The sequence below is a fragment of the Pseudomonas sp. R2-7-07 genome (assembly GCF_003852355.1).
Taxonomy (GTDB): Bacteria; Pseudomonadota; Gammaproteobacteria; order Pseudomonadales; family Pseudomonadaceae; genus Aquipseudomonas.
Map to the genome: position 1 here is coordinate 1882339 of NZ_CP027759.1, position 18679 is coordinate 1901017.

Sequence of the window (18679 nt, forward strand, 5' to 3'; positions counted from 1 at the left end):
TAGTGAAAAAAATTATATTTTTTCATTTGCTCAATGACTACAGCGGGAGCCCGAAGGTTCTTTCCCAGGTGATTGATGCTGTATCGAAGAAAGGATTTGACGCCGAGTTGTTTTTGGGAGGGAAAGGCGGTTCCGGCTTCCTTACGTCTGTGCCTTGTGTTCAACGGCGCTATTTTTACAAGCGTTTTGATAATAAGTTTCTGACGTTGATTAGTTATACCGTATCGCAAGTTTTGTTGTTTTTTAAGTTGCTGAAGTATCGAAAATCTTCTGCGATTTTTTACGTTAATACCTTGTTGCCCTTCGGTGCGGCTCTGGCAGGCAAGTTTTTGGGGATTAAGGTTTTTTATCATATTCACGAAACGTCCGTTCGCCCACGGCCTTTGAAGGCCTTTTTGCGTTGGGTAGTTGAAAAATGTTCAAGCAGTAATATATTTGTATCGCATTTTCTCGCGCGGACCGAAGGCTTTTCCAAGGTTGAGAGCCATGTTGTTTATAATGCTATTCCGCAAGCAATGAGCCGAATCGCTGCCCGTCATGTTTATCATCCATTCACGGATGGAACGTTTTGTGTATTGATGATTTGCTCATTGAAAGCTTACAAAGGCGTCAATGAGTTTGTACATATTGCTCGCTCGTTGAGTTCGCATCCGAGCTTCAAGTTTAACTTGGTCCTTGGTGCAACGGAGATTGAAACTTCTGACTTTTTTTTGGGCACTTCGATTCCCGATAATCTGACTATCATTTCGAACTGTGCTGATGTTGTGCCTTATTATCAGCAAGCGAGTATCTTACTGAGTCTTTCGAAACCGGATGAATGTGTGGAAACGTTTGGTTTGACGATTCTTGAGGGGCTTTCATTTGGGATCCCGTGCATTGTACCTCCGGTAGGCGGGCCCGTTGAGCTCGTGTCCGACGACTGCGAGGGGTATCTAATGACCTCTAATAGGGTCGAAGAAATTTCTGCAAAACTGGTAGCTCTACAAAAAGACTCGGATACCTGTTATCGCCTGTCTGCAGCAGCAAAGATAAAGTCACTTAGTTTCTCAAGTGAAAAATTTGAAAGTGGTGTGCTTGGGGTGTTTGATGGGATTTAAATTTGCAGTCATAGGTACAGTCGGTCTTCCAGCTCAGTATGGTGGGTGGGAAACGCTGTCAGAGCAACTGGTTACATATCTGGATCGTGATTACGAGATTTCGGTATATTGCAGTTCTAAATCCTATGCGTCTCAACCCAAAAAATATGGCAATGCCGATCTGATTTACATTCCGTTAAAAGCGAACGGCGTGCAAAGTATTCCTTATGACATTGTCAGCATGCTGCATGCCTATCGCAAGAATGATGTGCTGCTGATCCTGGGGGTCTCCGGCTGCATTGCGCTTCCATTCATAAAAATGCTTACAAAGAAGAAAATCGTCGTGAATATTGACGGTTATGAATGGAAGCGTGCGAAATGGTCACCTTTAGCCAAGAAGTTCTTGAAATTTTCAGAGGCTGTGGCAGTCAAGTATTCTGACGCAGTGGTGACTGATAATCAGGTTCTTCAGGATTATGTCCGCAGCGAATACGGCCGAGAAAGTACTCTTATTGCCTATGGCGGTGATCAGGCTAAGACGCGCGCACTCGTTGAGTCCGATCGCGAACGCTATCCATTTTTACGTAGCCCTTACGCGTTTTCTGTCTGTAGGATTGAGCCTGAAAATAATATTCATATTATTGTCGAAGCGTTTCACGCCAGTAAACTCGATTTGGTTATCGTTGGGAACTGGAAGCAGAGTGACTATGGAAGGGCGATCCAAGACAAGTACGCTGGTGCGGAAAACCTCCATCTGCTCGACCCTATTTACGACGGCGATGAACTAAGCCCGTTACGCAGCAATGCCACTATTTATATTCATGGCCACAGTGCGGGTGGAACCAATCCCTCTCTTGTGGAGGCGATGTGGTTGAGCTTGCCTATCATCGCGTTCGATGTTTCATTCAATCGTGCCTCTACCGAAGACAGCGCCAAATTCTTCGATTCCAGTGAGTCACTTATAGCTCATGCGTCCATGCTTTTTGCCGACGAGGCTGCGCGTGCTGCCTTGAGTGAAAAAATGCATGAAGTCGCGGTGCGTCGATATCGTTGGGAAGGTGTGTCTTCTCAATACGATAAGCTATTCAAACAACTGTTGTCCTCTGATAGGGCTTGATTATGTCCGATGGTTTGAGTAGCTCGTCCATTTCACCTCTACCGAAGATTCTTCTTACCGGCGGTACTGGTTTTGTCGGGCGCCCGCTGCTTGAGGCCCTGGTTGCTGCCAGGTATCCAGTTGTTAACGTGACACGCAGGAGCGCCGCAATTGAGCTGCCTGGCGTTCAGAGCTGCGTGATCTCGACGTTGTCTGGGGACAACAACTGGAGTGCATCATTACAGGGAGTGGAGGTGATAATCCACTCTGCTGGGCGTGCCCATATAATGAACGAAACCCACAGCAATCCGCTGCAAGCCTTTCGGGAAGTGAATGTGGACGCTACGCTCAACCTTGCCCGACAAGCTGCGCAAGCTGGCGTGAAGCGTTTTATATTTGTCAGCTCCGTTAAGGTCAATGGCGAGGAAACCGAGAGAGATCGTGCGTTCAAGCCCTCGGACGCTCCAGCACCGCTGGATGATTATGGCGTATCTAAGCTGGAAGCGGAGCAGGCGTTGATGGCGCTGGCGAAGCAAACCGCGATGAACGTGGTAATCATCAGGCCTGTCTTGGTATACGGCCCCGGTGTAAAAGCAAACTTTGAAAAAATGTTAGCTACTGTTGACAAAGGCCTGCCTCTGCCATTCCGCACGATTGATAACCGCAGGAGCCTGGTGTTCATAGACAACTTGATCGATTTGATCCGCGTGTGCATTCATCACCCTGAGGCAGCAAATCGTGTATTCCTGGTTAGTGACGGGGAAGACTTGTCCATCGGGCAGATTCTGGAAAAGCTGGCTGTGGCAATGAACAAACAGTCCCGTATATTTTCGTTTCCGCAATCCCTTTTGGGGCAGCTTGCGTCGATAGTAGGGAAGAAAGAATTTTTCCAGCGTCTGTGCGGATCGCTTCAAGTCGATATTGCAGATACGCGGGAGCTCTTAGGCTGGGCACCACCTGTCAGCACTGATGAAGCGTTTGCTATTACAGCGCGCTCTTATAAGAAAAAACGAAGTGACACCTCTCATGGTTAATTTGGCGCAGATGCTTGACACCCGGGATAATAACTTTAATTTTATCCGCATGGTGGCTGCCCTTTTTGTCCTGATTTCCCATGCATACCCGATTTCGCGTGGTGCCATTGAAGTCGAACCGCTAGTGGCGCAGCTCGGTATCTCGCTTGGCGGTTTAGGTGTATTTACCTTTTTTTGCATTTCTGGGTTTTTTATATCACTGAGTTATCAGCGGTCAAAAAGCAAGGTTGATTTCGTCGTCGCGAGATTTTTAAGACTCTACCCGGCCCTGTTGGTTGTTTTGGTGTTAAGTGCATTTGTGGTGGGCCCGTTGTTTTCGACTCTGAGCCTGCACGACTACTTTCCTTCAAGTGAGGTCTATAGTTATGTGACCGCTAATTTGAAATTGAAAAATATTCAATTTCAATTACCAGGCCTGTTTCAAGATAATCCTTATCCAGGCATCAATGGGTCACTGTGGACGCTATATTATGAGGTCTTACTCTACGCTTTGGTTTTGGTGTTAGGTGTCGTAGGTTTTTTGAAAAACGTGCGCCGGGTGTCGATATTTTTTGTTGCATATTTTTTGTTTTATTTTGCATTTAGATTCTTGGTGGAGCGGGAGCTCATTCACCCCGGATTTCAGACGCGTATGTGGGTGCAATGGAGTTTCGCGTTTGTCGTAGGCATGTTGCTTTACGCATACAGGTTCAAGATTCGGCTGGACTATCGTATTTTGACGGCGTGTTGGTTGGTTACGTTTTTCTTGTACAAGTCACCGGTTTTTGTTGAGGCTTTTGTGGGGGCCTGGAGTTACTCGGTATTCTGGGTTGCCTTCAACACGCAATGGTTTGCTCGTCAGTTTAATAGGTTGGGCGACTATTCTTATGGCCTGTATATCTATGCCTTTCCTACGCAAGAGATTTTGGCCCACCTCTGGAAGGGCATATCGCCCGTTGCTCTTATTTTGGTGGCTTTACCGATAGCGCTTATTTCCGCCGTACTTTCCTGGCACTTTATTGAGCACCCTTGTATTTTGCGTAAAAAAGCGATCGCCGGGAGACTTTCTCAATTACCCGCTAAGCTTTCGGAAATGTTTACTAAATCCTCAACTAGATAATTATGAATTTTAAGGGTGGTGCTGAAAAATGAAACGTTTCTTTGATCTTTTGCTGAGCCTCTTTGCGCTGCTCATACTATTAATTCCGATTGTGCTTGTTACCATTGCGGTAAAATTGACGTCAAAAGGTCCGGCACTGTATTGGTCTGACCGTGTGGGTGTGAATAATACCGTGTTCAAAATGCCAAAGTTCCGCTCAATGCGCACGGGTACCCCCGCGGTGGCCACGCATCTGCTTCAGGACCCGGCTAAATATCTTACGCCGATTGGAAATTTCCTAAGAAAGTCCAGTCTGGATGAGTTGCCTCAGCTGTGGAGCATCATTGCTGGAGATATGAGCTTTGTCGGGCCCAGGCCAGCGCTTTTTAACCAGGCAGACCTTATTGCATTGCGTACTGAGCAAGGCGTGCACCTTATACGGCCAGGCCTTACAGGCTGGGCGCAGGTAAACGGGCGGGACGAGTTGCCGATACCTGTTAAGGTTGGCTATGATGCCTATTACGCGAAAAATATGAGTTTATTTTTTGATCTGAAAATCCTGTTTTTGACAGCTTTGAAGGTACTCAAACGAGATGGCGTATCCCATTGACGCGGTGGAGACGTCAATGAATAGCTTGTTCCGGCAGGCGGCATACAATGTTTTTTGTTCTGCGTTTATTGCGCGGTCGACAAGAATTTTGATCTAACGCAAGGACCGTAGGTGAATCATGATTAACCGGTTGCGCACTTGGCTATTGAAATTGCCTCGTCACCAAAAACGACTGATACAGGTAGTTGCGGACGTTGTTTTGGTATTCTTGGCGCTGTGGATGGCGTTTGTTGTTCGCCTCGGCATCGACGAGATGATAAACCCTGTCAAAATGCATCTGTGGTTGTTTTTAGCCGCGCCGGTGGTCGCTATTCCGCTTTTCATTCGCTTTGGTATGTACCGTGCTGTCATGCGCTATTTTGGCAATGACGCGCTTGTAGCGATTATCAAAGCGGTGAGTCTTTCATCATTGATTCTGGGTGTAGTCGTATATTGGTATAGCAACCATCAAAACGTCGTGCCTCGGTCAATTATCTTCAACTATTGGTGGTTGAGCTTGATCATGGTGGGCGGTTTACGCTTGACTATGCGCCAATATTTTTTGGGTGACTGGTTTGCCGCTGCTCAGCATGTGCCCTTTACCAGCCGTGAAGATGGTCTTCCGCGGGTGGCAATTTATGGTGCCGGCGCTGCTGGTAATCAATTGGTTGCAGCGCTGCGAATGGGGCGCGTCATGCGCCCAGTGGCGTTTATTGATGACGACACCACGATCTCGGATCGTGTCATTTCCGGGCTTCAAGTCTATAAGCCCAAACATATTCAGCGGATGATCGATGAAACGGGAGCTCAGGAAATTCTCTTGGCCATTCCGTCCTCGAGCCGTGGGCGGCGTCGTGAGATTCTCGGCTTTCTGGAAGGCTTCCCACTCCATGTTCGCAGCGTTCCCGGTTTCATGGACCTCGCCAGTGGCCGGGTCAAGGTTGATGATATTCAAGAGGTCGATATTGCCGACCTGCTGGGTCGTGATTCGGTGCCTGCACAAGATGAGCTACTCGAGCACTGTATTAAGGGGCAGAGCGTTCTTGTGACGGGAGCGGGCGGGTCAATCGGTTCTGAATTGTGTCGTCAGATCTTGGAGCTCAGACCTACGACCCTGCTGTTGTTCGAGCACGGTGAGTTCAATCTTTACAGCATTTTTTCCGAACTGGAGCAGCACATTACTCGTAATTCGTTGCCGGTCAAGTTGCTGCCTATATTGGGGTCGGTGCGTGATCAAGCCAAGCTGCTTGATATAATGAAAACTTGGCGTATTGATACGGTTTACCATGCCGCAGCTTATAAACACGTACCCATTGTTGAACACAATATCGCAGAAGGCGTGTTGAATAATGTTATTGGCACGCTGAATACCGCCCAGGCTGCACTTCAGGCAGGCGTGTCGAATTTTGTTCTGATCTCGACAGATAAGGCTGTGCGACCAACTAATGTAATGGGCAGTACCAAGCGCCTTGCTGAGTTGACGCTTCAAGCCTTGAGCCGTGAGCTTGCACCCGTGCTGTTTGGTGATAAGTCGAATGTCTCCCGAGTGAACAAAACTCGCTTCACCATGGTGAGGTTCGGTAATGTATTGGGCTCTTCCGGCTCAGTGATTCCGTTGTTTCACAAACAGATTAAGTCGGGTGGGCCCATAACGGTTACGCACCCGAAAATTACCCGCTATTTCATGACCATTCCCGAAGCGGCTCAACTGGTCATACAAGCTGGTTCCATGGGGCTTGGTGGCGATGTGTTCGTATTGGATATGGGCGAACCTGTCAAGATTGTTGAGTTGGCTGAAAAGATGATTCACCTATCCGGCTTGAGCGTTCGCTCAGACAAAAATCCTCACGGAGACATCGCCATCGAGTTCTCCGGTTTAAGACCGGGAGAAAAACTGTATGAAGAGTTGTTGATTGGTGACAACGTCGTTGCGACACAACATCCGATGATCATGAGTGCTAATGAGGATCATCTGCCGTGGGAGGCGCTCAAGGTTAAATTGTCTGAGTTGCTCACGGCTGTCGAACAGGATGACTATAATCGGGTGCGCCAATTATTGCGTGACACCGTTAGCGGCTATACACCGGACGGTGAAATTGTCGATTGGATTTATCAGCAACGTCGTCTTGAACCCTGAATCAAAAACGATACATAACAGCGCTTATGCAAGAGATCTTCTAAGGTGTTTTTTGAAGCTAAATAATTAGCCGGTCTTTGACCGGCTTTTTTGCATAGCTAAGTAAGTCTCTATACGTTTTTTTTGGTTTGAATGCGCACGATTTTGGCAGGGTTACCTACGACGGTTGCGTTCGCTGGTACTGACCGAGTAACTACCGCCCCTGCGCCTACCATTGCATTTTCGCCAATCTCTAACCCAGGCAAAATAGTGCAGTTGGCACCTAACGATGCGCCTCTGCATACAACAGTGCGGTCGAAACTTTCAGGATAGACTTTGCTTCTGGGATAAATATCATTGGTGAAGGTAACATTTGGTCCAATAAACACGTCGTCAGAAATAGTGATGCCGTCCCAGATTTGCACACCGCATTTGATCGTGACGCGGTCCCCAATGGTCACATCATTTTCGATGAACACATGGTCGCAGACATTGCAGTCCGCTCCAATTTTTGCGTTAGGCAAAATATGTGTGAATGCCCAGATTCTGGAGCCTTTGCCAACGTCTGTTGATTCGCACAATGCATGAGAGTGCACGAAGTAGTCTTTAGGATCGCTCATTTTTTCTCCACCTGCTTTTGACTCAAAGCGTAATAGTCTCTTGGAAAGGAAATCGATTTCCATTTTTTTCGATGTCTTTTTGTTTGGTGCACCGCTAGTGCTTACGCAGCACCGAGATTACCCACATGCTGATCCATGAGATTTTCGGCGCGGTTACGCTGCCGATAGGTCACCTCTGAAGCGGTCCTTTTCTGCGAAAGGCCTTGCTGAGGCTCGGCAGTAAATGGTTTCTTGGCATCTTAGAAAACAGTCAAACACACGCTGTTACTCACCCATTTTTGACACCCTCCAATCATCGCCTAAGTTAGAAAAGCAGCTTCGGAAAAGCTGCTTTTCTCTTACCGATGTCATGGAGCGTCACCAATGCATAACACCTACCTTTCCTCCCTCATCTTCGCCTTCCTCACCAGCCTCTCCGTCGCCGCCACCGCGGCCCCATCCGCCAAACCTGAAGCGCCAACCCCCATCTCCGCACAAATGACCAAAACCGAGCAGTCGGCCAAGGTCAACCTCAATGCCGCCGACGCTGAAACCCTGCGACGCGATTTGTTCGGTATTGGGGCCTCCAAGGCGAAAGCGATCGTCGCCTTTCGCGAAAGCAATGGGCCCTTCACCTCGGTGGATGAGTTGTTGGAAGTAAAGGGCATCGGCAAGGCTTTGCTGGAGAAGAATCGCGACAGGCTGGTTATCAACTAAACGACGTCACCCAGGGGCCGATCAATGATCGGCCTTTTATCATGTGTTTTTAGCCCAGCCCTGGCATGAAATGTGGTTACCTCAAGATCATCGATTGTTCAACAGTCACCCTTAATGGAGGTTCGCCCCATGTACAAAGACTATCCAGCCGCTTACCAGGTCAGCAAAGGCTCGGCGTTACAGGTGGATGCGACCTTCTATGAACGTATCCGTGATCGCAAGGATCAGCGCACTCTGATCGAACAGTTCGAGGTGCCGATCCGCACGGGCAGGGCGTGGAAAGTGCCGGCCGGGCATGTGTTCCGGGTGACCACGCCTGTAGGCCCCCAGGTGGGCGACTTCAATGTGTGGAATGCCAACGACCCGCGCGAACGCTTGTGGGCGGCGCGCACTCGGCAACTTCAAGGCGCCCACGTCAGCACTCACGACCGCTTGTGGTCGAACCTTCCATTTCTACGACCGCTAGTCACTATTACGGATGACAGTCTCGCAAGCTACGGCATCGATGAGCACGGCGGGCGCCTGCACGATTTGCTCGGCACACGCTGCGACCCCTATGTAAACCGTATGCTCACTGGCGAGGACTTTCATCACCACTGCCACTCAAACCTGACCCGTGCAGTATTGCCCCACGGTCTGACGGAATTCGATGTGCACGACGTGCTGAATATTTTCCAGTGCACTGGCCTTAATCACGACGACATGTATTTCATGAAAGCCTGCCCGGCGCAGAAGGGCGATTACCTGGAGTTTTTCGCGGAGATTGATTTGCTGTGTGCGCTATCGACATGCCCAGGTGGGGATTTGTCGTTGCCGATGTGGGGGCCGGACGCGCAGGACCCGCTGACGGTGTGTCGTCCGTTGGGGGTTGAAATCTACAGGCTGGAGGACGAATTGCTGAGTGTCTGGAGTCAGCCGGAGCGTGCTGCCTATAAGGGGCAGCACGGCTTGCATATCGCTAAAGCTGATTGGGAGTAACTCAAGTTCAGCGATCCTGCGCATCCTTGGCGTCCGCTTGCGCATTGCGCTCGGCCACGCGTTTACGTTGTTCGTCGGTGAGTTCCACTTTGTTGGCGCTGTCACGCAGCATCATCAACCCACCGACGATCGACCCGATCGCAATTACCATAATCAACCACGCGTACCACGGCATAAGGCTCTCCTTGAGGCAGATAGCCGGGGGAGAATTTTCCCACGGTAATAACTGCTTTGAGTTATGGGCTTTCTGAGTAGTTCATTGTAGGCCCGTTCTGCCTCGTAAACCCTATAACCCGGTCAACATCGCATCTGCTGGCGCATCGGCGCGGTCTTGGGCGGTCAGTTGGAAGTAGATGAAGCCCACGGCCATGAAACCGAGGAAGATCAGCCCGATCAGTGTGTTGAACCACGCCATCGCTACCAGGCACACCACTGCCAGAGCCAGCGCGATGCCCGGCACGACGGGGTAACCCGGTGCGCGGAAGGTGCGTTCCAGCAGCGGTTCGGTTTTGCGCAGTTTGAACAGGCTGAGCATGCTCATGATGTACATGACGATGGCGCCGAATACGGCCATGGTGATCATCGCGGCGGTCAGGGTCATGCCGCCCAGGTTGATCAGGCCATCACTGTAGATGGCCGCAATGCCGACCACGCCACCGGCGAGAATGGCTCGGTGGGGCGTCTGAAAACGTGACAGTTTGGCCAGGAAAGACGGCAGGTAACCGGCGCGGGCCAGGGCGAAGAATTGGCGCGAGTAGCCGAGGATGATGCCGTGGAAGCTTGCCACCAGGCCGAACAGGCCAATCCAGACCAGCATGTGCAACCAGCCGGAGCTTTCGCCTACGACGGTTTTCATCGCCTGGGGCAGTGGGTCGTTGATGTTCGACAGGGTGCGCCAGTCGCCGACGCCGCCCGCGAAGAACATCACGCCCATGGCCAGGATTACCAGGGTCAGGATGCCGCTGATGTAGGCCTTTGGAATGGTGCGCTTGGGATCTTTCGCTTCTTCGGCCGCCATGGCCGCGCCTTCGATGGCGAGGAAGAACCAGATGGCGAAGGGGATCGCTGCGAACATGCCGGCAATCGCCGGGGCACCGAAGGTGTCGGAACCGGCCCAGCCGTTCAGGGCGAAGTTGCTGAAGCTGAACGCCGGCGCAACGACGCCCATGAACACCAGCAGTTCGGCGACGGCAAGTACGCACACCACCAGTTCGAAGGTAGCGGCGAGTTTCACGCCGAGGATATTCAGGCCCATGAACACGAAGTAGGCGCCGACGGCGGCGTGTTTCGGGTCCAGCGCTGGAAACTGCACGTTGAGGTAGGCACCGATGGCCAAGGCGATGGCGGGTGGGGCGAAGACGAATTCGATCAGGGTCGCCAGGCCGGCAATCAAGCCGCCTTTTTCGCCGAAGGCGCGGCGGCTGTAGGCGAAGGGGCCGCCAGCGTGGGGAATCGCGGTGGTCAGCTCGGTGAAGCTGAAAATGAAGCAGGTGTACATCGCGGCGACCATCAGTGAGGTCACCAGGAAACCCAGCGTGCCGGCCACGCCCCAGCCATAGCTCCAGCCGAAGTACTCGCCGGAAATCACCAGCCCGACGGCGATGCCCCAGAGATGGAGGGTGCCCAAGGTGGGTTTGAGGTGTGTGTTCATTGTGTGGTGCTCCCTGAACGGTTTGGAATGATTCAAGGTGTTGCAGTGGACATGCCACTTCCCAAAGTGGTGTCGTAAAGCGCTTCCACTGTCGCCTGGGAGATGGTTTGGCGTTTGAATAGTGGCGACGTCGCACCAGATAAGTGCGAGGGGGTCTTGATTGGCGCCATCGGGAGCAAGCCCCCTCCCACAGGTTGATCGGCGCTCGGCATGACAACTCGACAGCACCCGCCCAGGCGCCGAAATCCCCGTGTAAACCCCGCATAAAGCCACTCTTTACGCCATCTTTACGCCCCACGCCCCGCCTCGCTCTCGTTCCTTTACACCGCTCCTGCGGACAATTGCCCCACACGCGGCACTCGCCGTTAAACGGAGAAACTTCCATGAGCGTTCTGGACGGGGTGTCACTGCTGTTGGCTGTGGCGCTGTTCATTTATCTGCTGGTTGCGCTGTTACGCGCGGATCGGAACTAGGAGCAGGCTATGCACAGTTATGACTATTGGCTGATCATCGCCTTCTTCGCCGTGGTACTGGTGCCGGCACCGTTTCTGGGGCGGTTCTATTACAAGGTGATGGAAGGCCAGCGCACGTGGCTGACGCCGGTGCTGGGGCCTGTGGAGAAAGCCTGTTATCGCCTTTCGGGTGTGGACGATCAACAGGAGCAAAGCTGGCAGAAATACATGCTGGCCTTGCTCGCGTTCAATCTCGCGGGCTTTTTGCTGCTGTTCGCAATCCTGTTGTTTCAGAACTATCTCCCACTCAACCCGCAGAAATTGCCGGGCCAGGAATGGACGCTGGCCTTCAACACCGCGGTCAGTTTCATGACCAACACCAACTGGCAGAACTACAGCGGTGAAGCGTCCCTGAGCTACCTCAGCCAGATGGTCGGCCTCACTGTGCAGAACTTCGTCAGTGCCGCCACCGGCCTGGCAGTCCTGGTCGCGCTTTGCCGTGGGATCGGTCGCAAATCCTCCAAGACCTTGGGTAACTTCTGGGTCGACATGACCCGCGCCACCCTCTACGGCTTGCTGCCGTTATGCCTGGTGCTGGCGTTGTTTCTGGTATGGCAGGGCGTACCACAGACCTTCGCCCATTACGTTGATGCCGTGACGATGCAAGGCGTGGATCAGGTCATCCCCCTCGGCCCGGCGGCCAGCCAGATTGCGATCAAGCAATTGGGCACCAATGGCGGCGGTTTCTTTGGAGTGAACTCGGCGCATCCGTTCGAAGACCCGACAGCCTGGGCCAACCTCTTCGAAGTGGCCTCGATCATTCTGATCCCGGTGGCCTTGGTGTTTACCTTCGGCCATTACGTCAAAGACCTGCGTCAGAGCCGCGCCATTCTCGCCTGCATGCTGGCCTTGTTCCTGATCGGCGGCGCGACTTCACTGTGGGCCGAATACCAGCCCAACCCAACCTTGAACAACCCGGCCGTTGAGCAAACCGCGCCGCTGGAAGGCAAGGAAACACGGTTCGGCACCACCGGCACGGTGCTCTGGTCGGTGACCACCACCGCAGCGTCCAACGGCTCGGTCAATGGCATGCAGGACAGCCTCAGCCCCCTGAGCGGGATGGTGGCACTGGTCAACATGATGGTCGGCGAAGTGATCTTCGGCGGGGTCGGTGCCGGTATGTACGGCATGTTGCTCAACGTGTTGATTGCGGTGTTCCTCGCCGGCCTGATGATAGGCCGCACCCCGGAATACCTGGGCAAGAAACTCCAGGCCAAGGAAGTGCAACTGCTGGTGGTGACCCTGCTGGTGATGCCGGTGGGTGTGCTCGTACTGGGTGCCATTGCCGCCAGCCTGCCAGGCCCGGCCGGCGCCATCAGCAACCCTGGCCCCCACGGCTTCAGCCAGTTGCTCTACGCCTACACCTCGGCCAGTGCCAACAACGGCTCGGCGTTTGGTGGGTTCAGCGGCAACACCGTGTTTCACAACCTGATGCTTGGCCTGGGCATGTTGATCGGCCGTTTCGGCTACATCCTCCCGGTACTGGCCCTGGCCGGTAGCCTGGCGATGAAGAAGACCGCACCGATTGGTCAGAACAGTTTCCCGACCCACGGCCCGTTGTTCGTGACCTTGTTGACCGTGACCATTTTGCTGGTGGGCGGCCTGACTTTCCTGCCGACGCTGGCGCTGGGCCCTATTGCTGAACACCTGAGCATGGGCTTCTAACCAAGGGATATGAAAATGAATATGCCTGTAAAAAATGCGGCCCCGGTCAAACCCCAGGAACCTGCCAACACCGCGATCTCGGCCCTGTGGCGCGGGGCGCTGGTCCAGGCGTTCGTCAAGCTGGACCCACGCCAACTGCAACGCTCGCCGGTAATGTTGGTGGTCGAGCTGACCGCCATCCTCACCACCGTGCTGTGCTTTGTGCCCGACGCCGCCGTGCCGACCTTCGTGGCCGTGCAAATCGCGGTGTGGCTGTGGTTCACCGTGTTGTTCGCCAATTTCGCAGAAGCCTTGGCCGAAGGCCGTGGCAAGGCCCGCGCCGACAGCCTCAAGGCCGGCAGTGAAGGCTTGAGCGCTCGTCGCAAGGAGTCCGACGGTAGTTTCAAGGTGGTACCGGCCACCAGCCTGCGCAAAGGTGATGTGGTGCGCGTCGCCGCAGGTGAAATGATTCCTGGCGACGGTGAGGTGATCGAAGGTATCGCTGCCGTCAACGAAGCGGCGATTACCGGCGAATCCGCTCCGGTGATCCGCGAATCCGGCGGCGACCGCTCGGCCGTCACCGGCAACACCCGCCTGGTGTCGGACTGGCTGCTGATCCGCATCACCGCCAACCCCGGTGAGTCCACCCTGGACCGCATGATCGCCTTGGTGGAAGGCGCCAAACGCCAGAAAACGCCCAACGAAGTCGCGCTGGATATCCTGCTGATCGGCCTCACCCTGATCTTCCTGCTGGTGGTGGTGACCCTGCAGCCGTTCGCTCACTTCGCCAATGGCAGCCTGCCCTTGGTGTTCCTGGTCGCACTGCTGGTGACGCTGATTCCTACAACCATTGGCGGCTTGTTGTCGGCCATCGGTATCGCGGGCATGGACCGCCTTGTGCGGCTCAACGTGATCGCCAAGTCTGGCCGCGCGGTGGAAGCGGCAGGGGACGTGCATGTGTTGCTGCTGGACAAGACCGGCACCATCACTTTCGGTAACCGTCGTTGCTCGGCAGTGGTTGCGGCGCCCGGTGTCAGTGGTCGGGAAGTGGCGGAAGGTGCACTGTTCGCCTCCCTGGCGGATGACACCGCCGAAGGCAAGTCCATCGTCGAATACCTGCGCGCCTTGCACCCCCAGGCAGAGCCGACGCCGGACGAACTGACTGCGGTCCCCTTCAGCGCCGAAACCCGTTTGTCCGGTGTCGACTATCAGGGCCGCGTATTCCGCAAGGGCGCGGTGGATTCGCTGCTGGCGTTTATCGGCCAGCAGCGCAGCGACCTTTTACCTGCACTGTCGCGGGAAATCGACAAGATCGCCCAAAGCGGCGGCACGCCGTTGCTGGTGTGCGCCGATGGCAAATTGCTTGGTGCGATCCATCTGAAAGACGTGGTCAAGCCTGGCATCCGTGAGCGTTTCGCCGAGCTGCGCAAGCTGGGGATTCGTACCGTGATGGTCACCGGCGACAACCCGTTGACGGCCGCCGCGATTGCCGCTGAAGCCGGCGTGGATGACGTGCTGGCTGAAGCCACGCCTGAGAAAAAACTCGCCCGTATTCGCCATGAGCAGAACGACGGCCGTCTGGTCGCCATGTGCGGCGACGGTGCCAACGACGCGCCAGCGCTGGCCCAGGCCGACGTCGGCATGGCGATGAACGATGGCACCCAGGCCGCACGCGAAGCCGCGAACATGGTCGACCTCGACAGTGATCCGACCAAGCTGCTGGACGTGGTGCAGATCGGCAAGGAGTTGCTGGTGACCCGGGGCGCGCTGACCACCTTTTCCATCGCCAACGACGTGGCCAAGTACTTCGCGATCCTGCCGGCGCTGTTCGCCTCGATCTACCCGCAATTGGGCGTGCTCAACGTCATGCACCTGCAGAGCCCGCAGAGCGCAATTCTGTCGGCAATTGTGTTCAACGCGCTGATCATCGTGGTGCTGATCCCGCTGGCCCTGCGCGGTGTGCGCGTGCAGGCGGCGAGTGCGGCGGCCTTGTTGCGACGCAACCTGCTGATCTACGGCCTGGGTGGGCTGCTGGTGCCGTTTGTGGGCATCAAGGCGATCGACATGCTGCTGACGGCGCTGCACCTGGTGTAACCCTGCGGTCTTTTGTGGCCGATTTATTGAGGATTTGACGATGACTAATACAATCCGCCCGGCCCTGAGCCTGCTGGTACTCATGACCCTGATCACCGGCGTGGCTTATCCGCTGGTGGTGACTGGCGTCGCTCAGGTTGCCTTCCCGGATCAGGCCAATGGCAGCCTGGTGCGCGATGCCGGCGGCAAGGTGCGCGGTTCCAGCCTGATCGCCCAGGAATTCAGCGGTGACGGCTGGTTCCATCCGCGCCCCTCGGCCGGGGCGTTCGCGACGGTCTCCAGCAGTGCCAGCAACCTTGGCCCGAGCAATCCCGCGCTGGCCACGCGCATCTTCGATGACGCGAATAAACAACAGGTGCCCGGCCAGGGGCCCGTACCGTTGGCCTCGCTGACGACCTCCGGCAGCGGACTTGATCCACACTTGCCACCCGCGGCAATTGCCTATCAACTGGCGCGAGTGGCGGCAGCACGGAATGTGCCGGTGTCGACCTTGCAGCGGATGTTGGATGAACACACCGAAAGCCCGTTGGTGGGGCCGCCGGTAGTCAACGTACTGGCACTGAACATGGCCCTGGAAAAACTCTGAACCCCTGTGGGAGAGGGCTTTCCCTAATGCCAGTCAGTTAAGCGGCTTCACTGTAGGAGCGAGCTTGCTCGCGAAAAACGCCCAGACAACGCGTTCATTCTGGATGAACGAGAGGGCCTTGAGTTCTTCGCGAGCAAGCTCGCTCCTACAGGGAACCACTTTTGCTTAACTGACTGACATTAGGACTTGCCCCCTCCCACAGTTGATCGTCATTGAGCCTGATTACCTGAACACCTAAGGAAACCCTTGCATGAGCGACTCCGGCCGCGCCGATGCCTTGTTAGCCGATCTACCCCGCAACGGCCGTGGCCGGCTCAAGGTTTTCCTCGGCGCCGCGCCCGGCGTGGGCAAGACCTACGCCATGCTCCAGGCGGCCCATGCTCAACTGCGCCAGGGCGTCCCGTTGATTGCCGGGGTGGTCGAGACCCACGGCCGCGCCGAGACGGAATCCTTGCTCAGCGGCCTGCTGCAACAACCGCTGTTGCGCAGTGAATACCGTGGCGTGATGCTCGAAGAAATGGACCTCGACGGCCTGCTTGCGGCCAAGCCCAAGCTGGTGCTGGTCGACGAACTGGCCCATAGCAACGCCCCCGGCAGCCGGCATGAAAAGCGCTGGCAGGACATTCAGGAATTGCTCGCTGCCGGCATTAACGTATTCACCACCGTCAACGTCCAGCACCTGGAAAGCCTCAATGACCAGGTGCGGGGCATTACCGGTGTGCAGGTGCGTGAAACCCTGCCGGACTGGGTGCTGCAAGAGGCCGACGAGTTGCTGCTGATCGACTTGCCGTCCCGCGAATTGCTGGAGCGCCTGCGTGACGGCAAGGTGTATGTGCCGGAACAGGCGCGGGCGGCCATCGATGCGTTTTTCACCCAGACCAACTTGATGGCCCTGCGCGAACTGGCCATGCAGACCGCGGCCGCCCACGTCGACGACGACCTGGCCCAAGGGTATCGCCAACTCGGCCAAGCTGCGCCGGCGGTGCGTGGTCGTTTGCTGGTGGGGGTCGATGGCGACGCACAGGCCGAACGCCTGGTGCGCCATGCCAGCCGGGTCGCGCAGCGGCGGCATTTACCCTGGAGCCTGGTGCATATCGACAACGGCCACGCGCGGGATGAACAGTCACGGCTGCGCCTGCAAAATGCCCAGCAACTGGCGGAGCGTCTGGGCGGCGAGGTGGTGTTGCTGCGGGCGGGGGAGGTGGCCAGGACGTTGATCCAGCATGCCGCCGAGCGCCGCGCCAGCCTGGTACTGGTCGGGCAGTCGCGCATGCGCTGGCGGCGACGGCTGTTCGGCGGCGGCCTCGCCGCACGCTTGTTGCGCAATGCGCGGGGCCTGGAAATCAACGTGCTCGACAGCGACGATATGCCTGCTCCGCCGCGCTTGCCGGATGCGCGTGGACTGCGCTGGTTCGACTACGCCTTGGCCGTGGTGGCAACCGTGGTTGCGGCCGGCTTGGCCTGGGGCGTGTCCAGCGTGTTGCCGTTGCCGAATATCTCACTGGTGTTTCTTGCGGCGGTGCTGCTGGTGGCGGTGCGCAGCAGTCTGGGGCCTTCGCTGGTGTGCGCGGCGTTGTCGTTCATGACCTATGACTTTCTGTTTATTCCGCCGAATTTCTCCTTTGCCATCCAGCGTGAAGAGGATGTGCTGACCCTGTTGTTCTTCCTGTTGATGGCAGCGCTCACCGGCAACCTGGCTGCGCGCCAGCGTCGCCAGTTGCAGGCGTTGCGCGATACCCAAGAAGAAACCAGCGAGCTGCTCGACCTGTCGCGCAAGCTCACTGCAGCCACGGATCGCCAGGCCGTTATCAGTGCGGCGGCTCACCACCTGCAAGGTTGGAATGATTTGGATGTATGCCTGGTCAATCGCGACGGCGAGGGCGGCTGGACAATCGAGACCGGTGGCCCGTTGACCCTTACCGAAGCCGAACGCGCTGCCGCCGATTGGGCCTGGCAGCACGATCAGCCGGCGGGTGTGGGCACCGGCACCTTGCCGTTTGGACGTTGGTGGTGGTGGCCGTTGTCGGGCGAAGAGGGGCCCTTGGGTTTGCTCGGTGTCAGTGCCAAGCCGGGCTTGGAGTTGAGCGGGCAACGCCGCCGCCTGCTCACCGCCTTGAGCCAGCCGCTGGCCCAGGCGCTGGCGCGGGCGCAGTTGGGACAGGAGTTGGAGTCGGCGCGTTTGCACGGCGAAACCGAACAACTGCGCAGCGCCTTGCTCGCTTCCGTATCCCACGATTTGCGCACACCGTTGACCTCCATGCGCGGCAGTATCGACAGCCTGCTGGCGCTGGGCGAAGCGATCCCTTTGGAGGATCGTCGCGAATTGCTCGAAGGCACCCGCGATGAAGCCGAGCGCCTCGACCGCTATATCCAGAACCTGTTGGACATGACTCGCTTGGGCCACGGCGCGCTGAAGCTGGCGCGCGATTGGGTCTCGCCCGGCGATATCGTCGGCAGCGCCCTCGGGCGTTTGCGCGCGGTGCTGGCACCGTTGCAAGTGAGTACCCATGTGCCGCCGGAGCTGCCGTTGCTCTACGTGCACGCTGCGTTGATCGAGCAGGCGTTGGTCAATGTAATGGAGAACGCCGCACGTTTTTCGCCGCCCCAGGGCCGTTTGCAGTTGAGCGCCGGTGTCGCGGACAACCAGTTGTTTTTCGCCGTGGCCGATGAAGGGCCGGGGATTCCCGAGGATGAACGTGCGAAGATCTTCGACATGTTCTACACCGCTGCCCGTGGTGATCGGGGCGGGCAGGGCACCGGCCTTGGCCTGGCGATCTGCCAGGGCATGGTCGGCGCACATGGGGGGCATATCAGCGTGGCGGATGGCATTGAGGGGCGCGGCACCTGCATCACCCTGTTTCTGCCGCTACAATCTCAGCCGGGCTTGGACACTGACCTTTGAAAACGTA

The 18679-nt window shown here is 55.8% G+C and carries 16 protein-coding genes; 13 read left to right on the forward strand and 3 right to left on the reverse strand.

The window, feature by feature from the left end; genetic code table 11:
- Nucleotides 1–2 precede the first annotated feature (2 nt).
- The 6 genes from C4J86_RS08590 (at nucleotide 3) to C4J86_RS08615 (ending at nucleotide 7010) form a co-directional block, all read left to right on the forward strand.
- Nucleotides 3–1097: a glycosyltransferase family 4 protein gene (locus C4J86_RS08590; RefSeq protein ID WP_124370093.1), complete on the forward strand. Its 1095-nt coding sequence runs from the start codon at nucleotides 3–5 to the stop codon at nucleotides 1095–1097.
- Nucleotides 1087–2193 carry a DUF1972 domain-containing protein gene (locus tag C4J86_RS08595; RefSeq protein WP_124370094.1) on the forward strand — a complete coding sequence of 369 codons (1107 nt, stop codon included), beginning with the start codon at nucleotides 1087–1089 and terminating at the stop codon, nucleotides 2191–2193. Before C4J86_RS08590 ends, C4J86_RS08595 begins: the two co-directional genes overlap by 11 nt.
- 2 nt (nucleotides 2194–2195) lie before the next feature.
- On the forward strand, nucleotides 2196–3206 hold the full coding sequence (locus C4J86_RS08600; RefSeq protein WP_124370095.1) for an NAD-dependent epimerase/dehydratase family protein: 1011 nt from the start codon (nucleotides 2196–2198) through the stop codon (nucleotides 3204–3206).
- The gene (locus C4J86_RS08605) at nucleotides 3142–4305 is read left to right on the forward strand and encodes an acyltransferase (protein ID WP_124370096.1); all 1164 of its coding nucleotides are present in this window, start codon (nucleotides 3142–3144) and stop codon (nucleotides 4303–4305) included. The genes C4J86_RS08600 and C4J86_RS08605 overlap by 65 nt, the downstream gene beginning before the upstream one ends.
- Nucleotides 4306–4333: 28 nt before the next feature.
- Entirely contained in the window at nucleotides 4334–4894 is a 561-nt protein-coding gene (locus C4J86_RS08610) for a sugar transferase (protein ID WP_124370097.1), read from the forward strand.
- A gap of 118 nt (nucleotides 4895–5012) precedes the next feature.
- Complete coding sequence (locus tag C4J86_RS08615) at nucleotides 5013–7010, forward strand: nucleoside-diphosphate sugar epimerase/dehydratase (protein ID WP_164487520.1); 1998 nt, start codon at nucleotides 5013–5015, stop codon at nucleotides 7008–7010.
- A 110-nt stretch (nucleotides 7011–7120) separates the two neighbouring features.
- Here the strand turns inward: C4J86_RS08615 and C4J86_RS08620 are convergent, their stop codons facing one another.
- On the reverse strand, nucleotides 7121–7609 hold the full coding sequence (locus tag C4J86_RS08620; protein ID WP_124372405.1) for an acyltransferase: 489 nt from the start codon (nucleotides 7607–7609) through the stop codon (nucleotides 7121–7123).
- 363 nt (nucleotides 7610–7972) lie between these two features.
- Here C4J86_RS08620 and C4J86_RS08625 point away from each other — a divergent pair, with 363 nt between their 5' ends.
- Both C4J86_RS08625 and C4J86_RS08630 read left to right on the forward strand, forming a co-directional pair.
- Nucleotides 7973–8305: a ComEA family DNA-binding protein gene (locus C4J86_RS08625; protein ID WP_124370098.1), complete on the forward strand. Its 333-nt coding sequence runs from the start codon at nucleotides 7973–7975 to the stop codon at nucleotides 8303–8305.
- A gap of 129 nt (nucleotides 8306–8434) precedes the next feature.
- Nucleotides 8435–9283 (forward strand): DUF1989 domain-containing protein, encoded by an 849-nt coding sequence (locus tag C4J86_RS08630; RefSeq protein ID WP_124370099.1) that lies wholly within the window; start codon nucleotides 8435–8437, stop codon nucleotides 9281–9283.
- A gap of 7 nt (nucleotides 9284–9290) precedes the next feature.
- Here the strand turns inward: C4J86_RS08630 and C4J86_RS08635 are convergent, their stop codons facing one another.
- Nucleotides 9291–9458: a DUF2897 family protein gene (locus C4J86_RS08635; protein WP_124361874.1), complete on the reverse strand. Its 168-nt coding sequence runs from the start codon at nucleotides 9456–9458 to the stop codon at nucleotides 9291–9293.
- Nucleotides 9459–9569: 111 nt separating this feature from the next.
- Complete coding sequence (gene eat, locus C4J86_RS08640; protein ID WP_124366347.1) at nucleotides 9570–10934, reverse strand: ethanolamine permease; 1365 nt, start codon at nucleotides 10932–10934, stop codon at nucleotides 9570–9572.
- Between the two features lie 383 nt (nucleotides 10935–11317).
- Between eat and kdpF the strand changes: the two genes are divergently transcribed.
- From kdpF to C4J86_RS08665, 5 genes are all read left to right on the forward strand, one after another.
- Nucleotides 11318–11407 (forward strand): K(+)-transporting ATPase subunit F, encoded by a 90-nt coding sequence (kdpF, locus tag C4J86_RS08645; RefSeq protein ID WP_003218754.1) that lies wholly within the window; start codon nucleotides 11318–11320, stop codon nucleotides 11405–11407.
- A 9-nt stretch (nucleotides 11408–11416) separates the two neighbouring features.
- A complete protein-coding gene (gene kdpA / locus C4J86_RS08650; RefSeq protein ID WP_124366348.1) occupies nucleotides 11417–13111 on the forward strand; it encodes a potassium-transporting ATPase subunit KdpA in 1695 nt (564 codons plus the stop codon).
- A gap of 9 nt (nucleotides 13112–13120) precedes the next feature.
- A complete protein-coding gene (gene kdpB / locus C4J86_RS08655) occupies nucleotides 13121–15184 on the forward strand; it encodes a potassium-transporting ATPase subunit KdpB (RefSeq protein WP_124370100.1) in 2064 nt (687 codons plus the stop codon).
- Between the two features lie 40 nt (nucleotides 15185–15224).
- Nucleotides 15225–15770: a potassium-transporting ATPase subunit KdpC gene (gene kdpC / locus C4J86_RS08660; RefSeq protein ID WP_124370101.1), complete on the forward strand. Its 546-nt coding sequence runs from the start codon at nucleotides 15225–15227 to the stop codon at nucleotides 15768–15770.
- A 250-nt stretch (nucleotides 15771–16020) separates the two neighbouring features.
- On the forward strand, nucleotides 16021–18672 hold the full coding sequence (locus C4J86_RS08665; protein WP_124370102.1) for a sensor histidine kinase KdpD: 2652 nt from the start codon (nucleotides 16021–16023) through the stop codon (nucleotides 18670–18672).
- Nucleotides 18673–18679 lie beyond the last annotated feature (7 nt).

Excerpts from the sequence above, each read along its gene's own strand:
- C4J86_RS08595 (WP_124370094.1), top strand. The coding sequence starts at position 1,087 with ATGGGATTTAAATTTGCAGTCATAGGTACAGTCGGTCTTCCAGCTCAG.
- C4J86_RS08600 (WP_124370095.1), top strand. The coding sequence starts at position 2,196 with ATGTCCGATGGTTTGAGTAGCTCGTCCATTTCACCTCTACCGAAGATT.
- C4J86_RS08605 (WP_124370096.1), top strand. The coding sequence starts at position 3,142 with ATGAAGCGTTTGCTATTACAGCGCGCTCTTATAAGAAAAAACGAAGTG.
- C4J86_RS08610 (WP_124370097.1), top strand. The coding sequence starts at position 4,334 with ATGAAACGTTTCTTTGATCTTTTGCTGAGCCTCTTTGCGCTGCTCATA.
- C4J86_RS08615 (WP_164487520.1), top strand. The coding sequence starts at position 5,013 with ATGATTAACCGGTTGCGCACTTGGCTATTGAAATTGCCTCGTCACCAA.
- C4J86_RS08620 (WP_124372405.1), bottom strand. The coding sequence starts at position 7,609 with ATGAGCGATCCTAAAGACTACTTCGTGCACTCTCATGCATTGTGCGAA.
- C4J86_RS08625 (WP_124370098.1), top strand. The coding sequence starts at position 7,973 with ATGCATAACACCTACCTTTCCTCCCTCATCTTCGCCTTCCTCACCAGC.
- C4J86_RS08630 (WP_124370099.1), top strand. The coding sequence starts at position 8,435 with ATGTACAAAGACTATCCAGCCGCTTACCAGGTCAGCAAAGGCTCGGCG.
- C4J86_RS08635 (WP_124361874.1), bottom strand. The coding sequence starts at position 9,458 with ATGCCGTGGTACGCGTGGTTGATTATGGTAATTGCGATCGGGTCGATC.
- eat (WP_124366347.1), bottom strand. The coding sequence starts at position 10,934 with ATGAACACACACCTCAAACCCACCTTGGGCACCCTCCATCTCTGGGGC.
- kdpF (WP_003218754.1), top strand. The coding sequence starts at position 11,318 with ATGAGCGTTCTGGACGGGGTGTCACTGCTGTTGGCTGTGGCGCTGTTC.
- kdpA (WP_124366348.1), top strand. The coding sequence starts at position 11,417 with ATGCACAGTTATGACTATTGGCTGATCATCGCCTTCTTCGCCGTGGTA.
- kdpB (WP_124370100.1), top strand. The coding sequence starts at position 13,121 with ATGAAAATGAATATGCCTGTAAAAAATGCGGCCCCGGTCAAACCCCAG.
- kdpC (WP_124370101.1), top strand. The coding sequence starts at position 15,225 with ATGACTAATACAATCCGCCCGGCCCTGAGCCTGCTGGTACTCATGACC.
- C4J86_RS08665 (WP_124370102.1), top strand. The coding sequence starts at position 16,021 with ATGAGCGACTCCGGCCGCGCCGATGCCTTGTTAGCCGATCTACCCCGC.